This is a genomic window from Clostridium punense (assembly GCF_017874425.1).
Classification (GTDB): domain Bacteria; phylum Bacillota; class Clostridia; order Clostridiales; family Clostridiaceae; genus Clostridium_J; species Clostridium_J punense.
On the sequence record NZ_JAGGLL010000003.1, the window covers coordinates 91,433 to 105,045 of the forward strand.

Consider the following 13,613-nt stretch of genomic DNA (forward strand, 5'->3'; position numbering starts at 1 on the left):
CATATTGATACTTCTATTACTATAGTATAATTATTAATAATGTGGTAATATTATTTGGTTAGAATAAAATATATTAATTTAAAAGGGATAAAAATGGTTTACAAAAAATTTGAAAGTTTAAGTGAAGAACAACTTAAAGCTGTGCTTTGTGAGGATGAAAATATACTAGTTACAGCTGGTCCAGGTAGTGGAAAAACTGTGGTAATTGTAAATAGAGTATTTCATCTTATTAATAATAATAAAGTAAGTCCTAAGAATATTATTGTTATAACTTTTACAAAAGCAGCAGCTAACAATATGAAAAGTAGATATGTAAAAATGAGTAAAAGCAACTTTACTCCCTTTTTTGGTACCTTTCATGGGCTCTTTTATAAAATTTTAACTTCCTACTATGGTGAGATAAAAATAATTGAAAGTAATGAGACCTTTAAGCTAATAAAAAACTTTTTAACCACTTATATGGAAGAAGTTAGTGAAGATAGAATAAAGGAATTTATCAATACCATTTCACTCTTTAAATGCGCTGATGTAACCTTAGAAGAATTTAATACAGATTTAGATAAAAATATATTTAAAAATTGCTATGAAATCTATGAAGCGTATAAACGAGAAAAGGGGTTACTTGATTTTGAAGATTTGCAGTTAATGTGTAAGAATCTATTTATTAAAAATCCTAGACTTTTACAAGGGTATCAAAATATGTTTAAGCATATTTTAGTAGATGAATTTCAAGACTGTGATGCTCTGCAGTTAGAAATATTAAAACTCTTAAAGCAAAATAACAGTATTTTTGCTGTAGGTGATGAGGATCAGTGTATTTATAGTTTTAGAGGATCTAGACCTGACTTTATGGTAAATTTCCATGAGATTTTTCCTAATGCTACTAAACTTTATCTCTCTACAAACTATAGATCTGTTTCAAATATTGTAGAATTATCAATGAGTACTATAAAAAACAACAAGTTAAGAAGTGATAAAATTATAGTGCCAAATAAAAGCTTTCATGGCAATATATCCTTTGTTAAGGTTCAGAGAGAATCACAACAAGGGGATTTTATAGCTAATGATATTGAAAAAACAGTTATCTCAACGAAAGTGTCCTACAACAATTTTGCTGTACTCTATAGAACCAACCTAGAGAGTAGGGGAGTAATTGATAGTCTTATAAGAAAAAAAATTCCATTTAAACTATTAGAAAAGGAGTTTAATTTTTACGACCACTTTGTTTGTAAAGATATCTTATCTTATTTAAGGTTAAGTATAGACTCTACAGATACAGAGAGCTTTATTAGGATAATAAATAGGCCTTATAGATATATAAGTAAAGGAAATCTAGAAATAATAAAAAAAGATAGGTATCGCTCAGATGTTTTTGAAAAGTTAAAAAGTATTGATACTGTTCCAATATTCCAATTGAAAGCTATAGATAAGCTTAGAAAAGATATTCATAATTTAAATAAAATGAACCTTCATACAGCAGTTGATTTTATAATACATGATTTAGGGTATCATGATTATTTGGTAGAATACTGTAATAAGTATAAAATACATCTAGAAGATCTAGAGAATATTATAGAAGAATTTAGAGATTCTCTTGCAGACTATAATAACATTATTAAGTTTCTAGCCCATGTTGAGGTAGTTAGTGAAGAAATTCTTAAAAGTAGAAGTAAAACCAAGGATGAAGATGTGGTTTTGCTAAGCACTATTCACGGAGTAAAAGGTATGGAATTTAATCATGTTTATCTAATTAATTTAGTTGAAGGGGTTATTCCTCATGAGCATAGCTTAGAAGAAAATATTGAGGAAGAGAGAAGATTGTTTTATGTAGCTATTACAAGAGCTATTAAGGATTTAACACTAATCCTTCCTAATGTAGTTCAGGGAAAAGCCAGAAAACCCTCTAGATTTTTAAGTGAATGTAGTATCATTAAAGATAATGTTAATTCCAAAGGTATTACTAAGGGAGATAAAGTTATACATAAAAGCTTTGGGCAGGGGATAGTTAACCAATTAGAAGATGGGAATATTGATATTAGCTTTAAAAATGGTAATAATAGAAAGTTTGATTTGAAGATTCTATTAGATAATAATCTTATTGAAAAATGTGAGTAAGAAGGTAAAAATATTTAATAAAACACAGGGCTAAGGCTTCGTTTATTCACCATATAATAAACAGGTTTCATATTTGTGAAGATTCAACGGAAAAATTAGAAAAAATTATAAGATAAAAAATTATTAACAAAAATGTGATATAATGTAATTATATTTTATTATTCAAGGGGGTAAATCAATTGGGGAAAGCAATATTAAGTAGAAAAGATGTAGATGAATTACTAACCTGGGACTTATCTGCAATTTTTAAAACTGAAGGGGAGTTTAATAATGCAGTAAAACAGATTGAAATTCTTGCTGCGGAGATAATTGAGAAATATAAGGGAAATTTAAATTCACCTCTTATTATTAATGAATGTTTAAGTAAAATGCAAAAGGTTACTGAGTTAATGAACCTCACAGGTTCTTATGCTAGTCTTTCTGTTTCTGTGGATCAAACTAATTATGAAGATCAAGAGAGATATATGAAGCTAATGAACATACTAACAGAACTGCAAAGCAATTTAAGCTTTGTAGAAAGTGAAATTATTGCGGTAGATGAAGAGATTATTGAAGAGGCTATGAATACTTCAAAGGAAAATAGAAACTATTTAAAATCTTTGAAAAGATCCAAACCTCATACTCTCCATCCAGAAGTTGAAAAGGCTCTTGCAGCTTTATCTGAAGCTTTAGATTCACCTTATTCTATATACAACAAAGCTAAACTTGCTGACATGGATTTTGGAACCTTTACTGTTGATGGAGAAGAGTACCCATTAAGCTTTGTACTTTTTGAAAATCATTATGAGTTTGAGTCAAATACAAAGGTAAGAAGAGCAGCCTTTGAAGCTTTTTCAAGAAAGCTTAAGGAATATGAGAATACCATAGCAACAGTTTATGGAGTTCAAGTTCAGAAAGAGAAAACCTTAGCTAATTTAAGAGGTTTTGAGTCAGTTTTAGATAGCTTATTATTTTCTCAGGAAGTAGATAGCGAGTTATATAATAGACAAATAGATATAATTATGGAAGAATTAGCACCTCACATGAGAAAATTTGTAAAGCTTCTTCAAAAAATTCATAATATAGACCACATGACTTTTGCAGATTTAAAACTAGCTGTAGACCCAGACTATGAGCCTGAAATTTCAGTAGAAGAGTCTAAAAAATATGTGGAAGAAGCCTTATCCGTACTAGGTGAAGATTACCTAGAAATGGTCAAAAGAGCCTATAAAGAAAGATGGATTGACTTTGTTGAAAATAAGGGTAAATCCACAGGTGCGTTCTGTTCAAGTCCCTATGGAAGTCATCCATTTATACTAATATCTTGGTCTGAAAGAATGAGGGAGGTTTTTGTGTTAGCTCATGAATTAGGTCATGCGGGACATTTTACCTTAGCACACAAAAATCAAAATATATTTGATTCTAGACCATCTTTATATTTTATTGAAGCACCATCTACTATGAATGAAATGCTAATGGCAAATTATCTAATGAAAATCAACGATGATTTAAGATTTAAAAGATGGGTGTTATCTTCTATGATTAGTCGTACTTATTATCACAACTTTGTTACTCATCTTCTTGAAGCAGCCTATCAAAGGGAAGTATATAGAATCATTGATAAGGGTGGTAGTGTTCAAGCTTCAACATTAAATAAAATTAAGAAAGAAGTTCTTCAAAAGTTCTGGGGAGATACAGTAGAGATTATAGACGGATCTGAATTAACTTGGATGAGACAACCACACTATTATATGGGACTATATCCTTATACTTATAGTGCAGGGCTTACTGTGGCTACAGAAGTTAGCAAAAGAATACTTGAACAAGGCAAACCTGCTATAGAGGATTGGAGAGAGGTTCTAAAAGCTGGAGGGACTAAAACCCCAGTTGAGCTTGCAAAAATGGCTGGAGTAGACATCACTACTGAAAAACCTCTAAGGGATACAATTCAGCATATTGGAAATATAATTGACGAAATTATTAAGTTAACAGATGAGTTAGAAAAATAATTTATAAAAATCCTAAATAATCTAAAGCCATGGATAAATGGGAATTTAACTTCCTTTTCATCCATGGCTTTTTTAATTTAATTAATAAACTTTTGTTCTAAAATAACTATATATTTAGTCTTAAGCTTTATTTTTCAAGAAACCAGCTAAGGAGATGATTGTATGTCAAATCGCCGTAGGTTAATTTATTGAGTTTTCCAATAGCATTTTTTACAGTAGTTAAGTACTTAGCATAATATTGGGTTGTCTTTTTAGAAGGGTCTTCACAGACCTTAGGGTCATTTAAAACTAAGTATTTTCTGCAGATATATGGTCTTACACTGTATATGGTGCAACGATTATTATCACCTAAAAAAGCACAGGGTATATCTTCTTTGTTATAAATATTATAGCTATCACTTGTGAACCTCTCATCCTTATGTTCTAACACCTTTAATATATCCTGTATATTATTAATTTTTGTTTTTAACTTTTCTTTATCTTCATTAGAAAAATTAACTTCTATAAAATTTTTAATAATTTCATACTCTAGTTTACTAGTAAGAACGAGTAGGTGACAGCAATGACTACATCCTTCTCTACAAGAAGAGGCTTCGTGTATTGGCTTTAAAGTATTGCCTAGTTTATCGTATAGCTTGTTTAACTTTTTTGAACTACTATCAAAGGTTAATTTTAAGTTTTCCTTCTCAACCCTAAGATCAATGAAACTAAGAAGACTTTTAGCAGCAGTTACAAACTCAGTTTCATCATAAATTCCGTAGGTGCCATCTTCCCTCAGTAAACCCTCATACCTGTGATTTTTTTTCATGCAACAATTTTCAAAATCTATACCACTGCCACAAACACAAGGTTTATCCTTTTCTATAATTACTTTTATAGCACGATTTTCCATAATTACGCCCCCCATAAATACCCCAATAAATATCAAAATTAGAGATTAAACTGTTTTTTTTAGAAAAGTCTAAATAAACAGAATAGTATATTTATTAAAATTATATTACAAAACTATAAATAATTCCATAATAAGTTTACAATTCTTAAAAGGTTTGTTTTATTTTCAAGAGGAATAAAATTTTGCTAAAGTCACATTAAAGTTCACTTAACAATGTTTAGATTGATAAAATTCATTTGGAGTATATTAAAACAATGAGCTGCAAATGCAGTGTGTTAGTATATATAGTTAACTAGCAGGGTGGTCTTAAATTTCCCCAAAATCAAACTGGGTAACTTTACAAACTACCTATTGAGGATATCTCTTAGTTTTATAATAAAAAGCCCTATTAATTAATAGGACTTATTTTAAGTTATCATTTTTTAATGATTTAACAATTAATTTTGCCAAAACTTTTCTTTCTTCTTTGCATCCTACTTTCCATAATTCATGAAGAAGCCTTTCTTCTCTATTCTCTGGATCAACTATTGCACTAAGAAAGTTTCCTACGTTATAAGCTATAGTATCAATAGTATCCTCACTCATTCCTAAATTTTCACCTAAGTTAATTGCTTTTGAAAGGGTACCCTTCCATTTATCCCAATCCTGTAATACATCTATGTTTTTCAAATCCATGACATTCACCTCCTAGATCTATTATTTATTATTTGTATAAGCTTATTAAATATACCAAAGAGAAAACTCTGCACCAAATAATTTCACTTTTTAAATAATAAAATAATGTTATGGATTTTAGTCTCAATATAACTTTGAAATGACTAGGAGTAATATGAACCTTTAAAAAACAGTTTTGTATAATGTATTAGATAGAGATTTAAGGAAGTGAAAAAATGAGTGCTTATATACTATATGGGGTTGTAATACTTCTTTATATTGTTAGCTTTTTTAAAGACAGAGATAAAACTAAAAAAGCTCTAATGAAATCTTTAAAATCTTTTGAAAGCATCATGCCTCAATTTTTAGGGATAATCTTTATAGTTGGAATCATACTTACTGCTCTATCACCAGAAACTATATCCAGCATAATTGGAGAAAAATCTGGTTTTGGGGGAGTTTTACTAGCTGCAATTATTGGATCAATTACTATAATGCCTACCTTTGTAGCCTTCCCAACAGCAGCACTATTATTGCAAAGTGGTGCTGGTTATGCTCAAGTTACAGCTTTAATATCAACCTTAATGTTTGTTGGTGTGTTAACCTTCTCTTTGGAGGCTAAGTTTTTAGGCAAGAAAGCAACTCTAATAAGAAACCTTGTTTACTTTATATATTCAATTTTAATTGCTTTTGTTATCAATTTTCTCATGAGGTGATATTTTGAAGATATTAAAAAGATATATATTTTCTTTAATTGTACTGTTTGTTACATTAATAATTACCTCCATAGACTTTAATAGCGGTAAGAGTATAATAAACATAGCAGTAGATTCCTTTAAACAAATGATAAGTGTATTACCGCCAATTATGTTGCTTTTAGGGTTACTAGATATTTGGGTACCTAGGGAAACCATGCTTAAATATATGGGTGAAAACTCAGGAATTATGGGAATAATTCTTGCCATTATTTTTGGATCTGTGGCAGCAGGACCACTATACGCAGCCTTCCCAATTACTGCTGTATTTATAAAAAAAGGTGTGAAGTTCAGCAATGTAATGATATTTCTTGGAGCATGGTGTACTACTAAAATACCTACTCTTTTATTTGAATTATCAGCCTTAGGTTACAAATATACTTTTACAAGAATGTTTGTGAACCTACCTTTTATTATTATATTAGGATACTTAATTGAAGGGCTTTTAAAAGAAGAAGATTTGAAAGAAATATATAAGAATTAAGATAACTGTACAAACTAATTGTACAGTTATTTTAAGTTTTTAGAATATTATTTATTGAATTTCTAGATAATATTAAAATAAGATAAAAATAATAAATCATTAAACAAGTTAAAAAATTAACTTGATTTTATTTTAGAAATAACGTAATATTAAGATATAGTAATTAATAAATTTATGGAGGAAAGCTTATGAAAGTATTAGTTGTTGGTGGTGTTGCAGCAGGAGCTTCAGCAGCTGCTAGATTGAGAAGATTAAATGAAGAAATTGAAATAATTATGTTTGAAAAAGGGGAGTATATATCCTTTGCAAACTGTGGACTTCCTTATCATATTGGAGAAGTTATAAAAGAAAGAGAAAAATTAATTGTAACTAAGAAGGAATTAATGGAAAACCGCTTTAATATAGATGTAAGAAATAATAGTGAGGTTATAAAGGTTGATGGAGAAAACAAAACTGTAACAGTTGAATCCAAAGATAGGGGACAATATATTGAGTCCTATGACTACCTAATATTAGCCCCAGGAGCTAAGCCTATAGTTCCACCAATTGAAGGAATTGATGATGAAAGAATTTATACCTTAAGAAATATACCAGACACAGATAAAATTAAACATGTAGTTGATAATAAAAACATAAAAGAAGCAGTTGTAATAGGTGGAGGATATATTGGGGTTGAAATGGCTGAAAACTTAAAGGAAAGAGGAGTACATGTAACCTTAGTTGAAGCGGCGCCTCACATATTAGCACCTTTTGATAGTGATATGGTGGTTATTGCTGAGAAAGAGCTTGAAGAAAAGGGAGTAAAGTTAAAACTTAATGATGGAGTTAAGAAGTTCGAGGCTTTAACAAATGGATTAAATGTAATTTTAAATAGCGGTACAAAAGTATTTGGTGAAATAGTAATTTCTGCTATTGGAGTTAAACCTGACACAGAATTCTTAATGGGTAGTGGAATTAATCTTGGACCAAGAGGACACATAATTACTAATGAGCATATGGAAACAAATCTTCCAGGAGTTTATGCTGGAGGCGATGCTGTTGAAGTTATAGATTTTGTTAATGGAAGCAAAACAGCAATTCCACTAGCAGGTCCAGCTAACAAACAAGGTAGAATTATTTCAGATAATATTTGTGGAATTAAATCAACCTATAAGGGAACTCAGGGTACCTCTGTAATCAAAGTTTTTGATATTACAGCGGCAGGCACAGGAAACAACGAAAGAGGTCTTCAAAGGTTAGGAGTTCCTTATAAAGTAGTTTATGCTCATCCAAATGATCATGCATCTTATTATCCAGGAGCAACACCTATAGCTTTAAAATTATTATTTAATGATGAGGGTAAAATATTAGGTGCTCAAGGTCTTGGGTATGGTGGTGTTGAAAAACGAATTGACGTCATAGCAACAGTAATGAGGCTAAATGGAACAGTTCACGACTTAACTGAGTTAGAATTAAGCTATGCACCTCCATTCTCTTCTGCTAAAGATCCTGTAAACTTTCTAGGTTATATAACTGAAGACATTTTATCAGGAAAAAGTGAAGTTGTATTACCTAGAGATATAGATAATAGGGATAAGGAAAAAGTGGTACTTTTAGATGTAAGAGAACCTCTAGAAGTGGAAGTAGGAAAAATACCAGGTTCAATAAATATAAGCGTTAATGAACTTAGAAATAAGTTAGGAGCCCTTGATAAAAATAAAGAATACTGGATTTATTGTGCAGTAGGACTTAGAGGTTATGTGGCTGAGAGAATGATGAAAAACCATGGTTTCAATGCTAAGAACGTCACTGGTGGATATAAGAGTTACATGATTGAAAAATACTTACCAAAAGAGTTTAATGATTATCAAAACGAGGGAAAAGCTGGTTTTGAAGGGAAAAGAGTAGGAAGTATTGAAAGTAATAATGAAGATGGTTCAATTAGTAGTAAGGATCAAATAAGTAAAAGAGTGGCTTTAGATGCTTGTGGATTAAGTTGCCCAGGACCATTAATGAAGGTAAGAGATAATATTAATGAAATTAATATTGGAGATACCCTTGAAGTTAAAGCCTCTGACCCAGGGTTTTATGAGGATATTAAAGCTTGGTGTAAAAGAACAAATAACGAGTTAGTCGAAATTAGTAGGGACAAAGGCATTTCAACTGCAATAATAAAAAAGGGAGCTATACAAAAGGTAACAGAAGCTTGTCCTGCGACTGCTGTGACTACTGAAACTAAAGATAACAAAACTATGGTAGTGTTTAGTGGAGATTTAGATAAGGCAATAGCATCATTTATAATAGCCAATGGAGCAGCATCTATGGGCAAGAAAGTTACAATGTTCTTTACTTTCTGGGGACTTAATATTTTGAGAAAACATGAAAGAGTTCCTGTTAAAAAGAACTTTATTGAAACAGCTTTTGGATTTATGATGCCAAGAGGAAGTAAAAGACTTAAACTTTCCAATATGCATATGATGGGTATGGGAAGTAAGCTAATAAGAGGAGTTATGAAAAATAAAAACATATCTTCTCTTGAGGACTTAATAGAACAGGCAATGAAGAGTGGAGTAGAAGTTGTTGCTTGCTCAATGTCAATGGATGTTATGGGCATAAAAAAAGAGGAGTTAATAGATGGAGTAAAAGAAGGTGGAGTAGGATATTACTTAGGTGAAGCTGAAGATTCAAATGTTAATTTGTTTATCTAGTAATAGTAATATGACTTCATGGGAGATTTCTTTAGAAATGTAAATTTTATTACTAATTATTGCTTCAACACTTGATAATTACTTTGAGTATAGAAACGTGACTACAAACTATGGTGAAATTTAGATGTGTGTCTTAGTGAAATTAACTTAAGTCTACAAATCTATTGAAGCTCCGCTTTGTTAAAGATAAATGGTAATAGAGCAATAAACTATAGTATTAAAAATATAATTTAGCACTATAAAATTAATAGTTTTATAGTGCTTTTATCTATTTAAATATATAAACAAGCGTAGAAATTAGTTTATATATAAATACTCAATGTCTTAAAGTTACATGTAAGTTTTAAATGCTTATTCAGGTTATATGTTCACATAGTTATAAGATACCTATAAGTATTATACATATGTTAACACTAAAAAAATTAATAAAAGCTATATGTTAATTTTATTCAATGATATAATTATGAAAATGAAGTATCCGTTTAAAAGAGTGTAAAGAATAATTTTTTACTATGATTCATTTTAAATTTATACAAGCACAGGATAAAATCATGGCGATTGCAAATTTATCACAAACTTTAAAATGAGCTAATAGAAGATAAAGAAGAATGTAGGTGGTTATATGAAAGTGGTGCTTTCTGAATTAAAGAGTTTGGAGCTTTTCCAACAGGTTAAGGAAGAGACTGTAATAAGTTTTATGAATAAATGTGAAAAACTTTCCATCGAAAAAGGTGAAGTGCTATTTTTAGAAAGAGAAGAAGTAAATAACGTATATATTATTCTTAAAGGAAAAGTTACTATGTATAGAACTACCTCTGATGGCCAAAAAAGAATTATATATGTGCTTACAGATGGTACTATAATTAATGAAGTGATTTTTGATGGTATTTCTGCCTCGATTTGTTGTGAGGGCTATGAAGATACTCAGGTTATAGCTATAAACAAAGAAGACTTACTGAAAATAATGGAAAAAGATTTTGAATTCACAAAGCTAGTGATATTTTCAATGAGCAAAAAAATTAGAAGGTTATATAGACAACTAAAGAATACAGCAGTAATCAGAGTTGATAAGAAAGTTGCAGCAAAGCTTTGGAAACTATCTGTAGACTACGGTAAACCTTGTAATGGAGAAACTATTATTGATTTAAAAATAACTATAACTTATCTAGCTGAAATGCTAGGACATCCAAGAGAAACCATATCAAGGTCAATGAAAACCTTAGAAGGCAAAGGACTTGTAAGATATATGGATAAAAAAATAGTAGTAGATCAAGAAAAGTTACTTCAATTTTACAGAAATTTATAGAAAAAAACTAAATTGCGTGACTATTATCACATACTTCCTTGGAGTTTATTGTTATTATATTAACAATACTTTAAGGGGGTTTTTTTATGTTTAGCGATGTTATTGAAAAAGTAAGTAATGCATCTGTAGCTAAGAGTAATTTATTAAAAAGGTCTAAAGGAAAATATATAGTAAGTTCTGCCTTAGCTGGAATGTTTGTAGGTTTTGGAATTATACTCATATTTACTATTGGTGGATTACTCTCAGCAGCAAACTCACCTACTACAAAAATTATTATGGGCTTAAGCTTTGGAGTTGCACTTAGTCTTGTAATTATGTCAGGATCAGAACTTTTCACTGGAAATAATATGATTATGACCATTGGTAATTTGGAGAAGAAAGTTAAGTTTAGTGACACATTAAATATCTGGATTTTTAGTTTTATAGGAAATTTATTAGGTTCAATTTTACTAGCATTTCTATTTTCTCAAAGTGGTCTTGGAATTGGGCCAGTAGCAGAATTTATTGGTAAGATATCAACAGCTAAAATGACTGCCCCAGCAATGCAATTATTTATTAGGGGAATTCTTTGCAATATAATGGTCTGTCTTGCTGTTTGGTGCTCTTTTAAATTAAAAGAAGAAACCTCAAAATTAATAATGATTTTCTGGTGTTTATTTGTATTCATTACATCGGGTTTTGAGCACAGTATTGCAAATATGACACTGTTAGCTATAGGACTACTAATTCCTCACCCTGCAACGGTTACAGTAGGAGGATATCTATATAATATTGGTATCGTAACTCTTGGAAACATGGTAGGGGGAATAGTTTTTGTTGGCCTTGCCTACTGGTACGTTTCAAAAGAAAAATAAGTATAAAAGCTTAGATTAGTAGTATTTTTAAGAAAACTTTTATATGAATATAAAAAAACATTTGGAAGGAGATAACCATGGATATAAAGTTTACAACAGAAAGCTTTAATGAAATTTTAAATAAATTAAAACATGAATATAAAATATTAGCTCCTATGACCTTGGTTGGTAAGGGAACTTTAAGTGATACAGATTCAATTAAGTATAAGCCAATAAATAGAATTGAGGATGTGGAATTTAAAATAAAAAGCAGTTTCTCTGCTAAAGAAGTATACATGCCAATTACAGAAACCTTATTTTATTTTACTGAAGATTCATACATTGAGCCTAAAAAAGAAGAGAAAAAGACATTAGTTTTTTTAAGAAGTTGCGATATTCACGCTCTTAAAAGAAGTGATGAAATATATTTAAAAAATGGTTTTGAAGATCCTTACTATAAGCATTTTAGGGATAATCTTAAGATAGTTTTAATAGGCTGCGAGAAAACCTTTGAGAATTGTTTTTGTGTTTCTATGGGAACTAACAAAACAGATGAGTATAGTATGTATTTAAAATATAAAAATGACACAGTTTATTTAAAAGTTAAGGATGAGGAACTAACAAGCTATTTCCAGGGAGGAATAAATACAGACATTGAAATAGACTTTGTGGAAGAGAACAGTACTAGTGTAAATATTCCAGAAAATCTATCTCAAAAAATATTTAAATCTTCCATGTGGAATGAATATGATGCAAGATGTATAGCCTGTGGAAGATGTAATTTTGTCTGTCCAACCTGTACCTGCTTTACAATGCAGGATATTCATTACAAGGATAATCCTAAAAATGGTGAAAGAAGAAGAGTTTGGGCATCCTGTCAAGTTGACGGGTATACAGATATGGCAGGAGGCCATAGCTTTAGAAGAAAGAATGGAGAAAGGATGAGATTTAAAGCCATGCATAAGGTTTATGATTTTAAGAAAAGGTTTGGATATCATATGTGTGTAGGCTGTGGTAGGTGTGATGATATTTGTCCACAATATATATCTTTTTCTAATTGCATAAACAAATTAAATGTTGCTGTAAATGAGGTGGAATAATGAATAACATATACATGCCCTTTAAATCAAAAATATTAGATATTATTAAGCATACAGATATAGAGTTTACTTTTAGAATGGAATTTAACGGTCAGGTTAAGCCTGGGCAGTTTATGGAAGTATCTATTCCTAAATACGGAGAAGCACCTATTTCAGTAAGTGGGGCTGGTGAAGGCTTTATTGATTTAACAATTAGAAGAGTTGGAGTGGTTACAGATATAATTCATACCTTCTTTGTAGGAGATTCCTTATTCTTAAGAGGACCTTATGGAAATGGATTTGATGTTAGTTTATATGAAGGTAAAGAAATAATAGTAGCTGCAGGTGGAAGTGCACTTGCTCCGGTGAGAGGTATTGTAGAACACTTTACAAGCCATAGAGATAGAGCCAGAGATTTCAACTTATTAGTAGGTTTTAAGTCTCCTAAAGATATTTTATTTAAAGATGATCTAAAACTTTGGTCTAACACAGTTAATGTTACGGTAACTGTAGATTCAGCACCAGAAGATTATGAGGGAAATACTGGACTTGTTACTAAATATGTACCTGAGCTTAAAATAGAAGATGTAGGAAAAGCAATAGTTGTAGTGGTTGGTCCCCCAATGATGATGAAATTTACCGTGGCGGAGTTTTTAAAACTAGGTATTAAAGAAGAAAATATATGGGTTTCCTATGAGCGAAAAATGTGTTGTGGAGTAGGTAAGTGCGGACATTGTAAGATGGATGATACTTATATTTGTTTAGATGGACCTGTATTTAATTATTTAGAGGCAAAAAATCTAGTAGATTAAGGAGGGAT

At 30.4% G+C, this 13,613-nt stretch carries 11 protein-coding genes; 9 read left to right on the forward strand and 2 right to left on the reverse strand.

The window, feature by feature from the left end; all coding sequences use genetic code 11:
- Nucleotides 1-93 precede the first annotated feature (93 nt).
- Both J2Z44_RS02580 and pepF read left to right on the forward strand, forming a co-directional pair.
- Nucleotides 94-2,115, forward strand: coding sequence for an ATP-dependent helicase (locus J2Z44_RS02580; protein WP_209649316.1), 2,022 nt, complete (start codon nucleotides 94-96; stop codon nucleotides 2,113-2,115).
- A gap of 179 nt (nucleotides 2,116-2,294) precedes the next feature.
- Nucleotides 2,295-4,103, forward strand: coding sequence for an oligoendopeptidase F (gene pepF / locus J2Z44_RS02585; RefSeq protein WP_021284035.1), 1,809 nt, complete (start codon nucleotides 2,295-2,297; stop codon nucleotides 4,101-4,103).
- Nucleotides 4,104-4,230: 127 nt separating this feature from the next.
- On the opposite strand, the gene J2Z44_RS02590 is transcribed toward pepF, so the two are convergent.
- On the reverse strand, nucleotides 4,231-4,995 hold the full coding sequence (locus J2Z44_RS02590; RefSeq protein ID WP_021284036.1) for a YkgJ family cysteine cluster protein: 765 nt from the start codon (nucleotides 4,993-4,995) through the stop codon (nucleotides 4,231-4,233).
- 402 nt (nucleotides 4,996-5,397) lie between these two features.
- Complete coding sequence (locus J2Z44_RS02595) at nucleotides 5,398-5,670, reverse strand: DUF3243 domain-containing protein (RefSeq protein ID WP_021284037.1); 273 nt, start codon at nucleotides 5,668-5,670, stop codon at nucleotides 5,398-5,400.
- Nucleotides 5,671-5,885: 215 nt separating this feature from the next.
- Here J2Z44_RS02595 and J2Z44_RS02600 point away from each other — a divergent pair, with 215 nt between their 5' ends.
- The 7 genes from J2Z44_RS02600 (at nucleotide 5,886) to asrB (ending at nucleotide 13,605) form a co-directional block, all read left to right on the forward strand.
- Nucleotides 5,886-6,365, forward strand: a complete 480-nt coding sequence (locus J2Z44_RS02600) for a permease (RefSeq protein WP_021284038.1) — start codon at nucleotides 5,886-5,888, stop codon at nucleotides 6,363-6,365.
- Between the two features lie 4 nt (nucleotides 6,366-6,369).
- On the forward strand, nucleotides 6,370-6,888 hold the full coding sequence (locus tag J2Z44_RS02605; protein WP_021284039.1) for a permease: 519 nt from the start codon (nucleotides 6,370-6,372) through the stop codon (nucleotides 6,886-6,888).
- 188 nt (nucleotides 6,889-7,076) lie between these two features.
- Nucleotides 7,077-9,575: a DsrE/DsrF/DrsH-like family protein gene (locus J2Z44_RS02610; protein WP_209649317.1), complete on the forward strand. Its 2,499-nt coding sequence runs from the start codon at nucleotides 7,077-7,079 to the stop codon at nucleotides 9,573-9,575.
- Nucleotides 9,576-10,197: 622 nt separating this feature from the next.
- Nucleotides 10,198-10,881, forward strand: a complete 684-nt coding sequence (locus tag J2Z44_RS02615) for a Crp/Fnr family transcriptional regulator (protein ID WP_021284041.1) — start codon at nucleotides 10,198-10,200, stop codon at nucleotides 10,879-10,881.
- A gap of 86 nt (nucleotides 10,882-10,967) precedes the next feature.
- A complete protein-coding gene (locus J2Z44_RS02620) occupies nucleotides 10,968-11,735 on the forward strand; it encodes a formate/nitrite transporter family protein (RefSeq protein ID WP_021284042.1) in 768 nt (255 codons plus the stop codon).
- 77 nt (nucleotides 11,736-11,812) lie between these two features.
- Complete coding sequence (gene asrA / locus J2Z44_RS02625) at nucleotides 11,813-12,814, forward strand: anaerobic sulfite reductase subunit AsrA (RefSeq protein ID WP_021284043.1); 1,002 nt, start codon at nucleotides 11,813-11,815, stop codon at nucleotides 12,812-12,814.
- Nucleotides 12,814-13,605 carry an anaerobic sulfite reductase subunit AsrB gene (gene asrB, locus J2Z44_RS02630; protein WP_021284044.1) on the forward strand — a complete coding sequence of 264 codons (792 nt, stop codon included), beginning with the start codon at nucleotides 12,814-12,816 and terminating at the stop codon, nucleotides 13,603-13,605. Before asrA ends, asrB begins: the two co-directional genes overlap by 1 nt.
- Nucleotides 13,606-13,613: the final 8 nt, after the last annotated feature.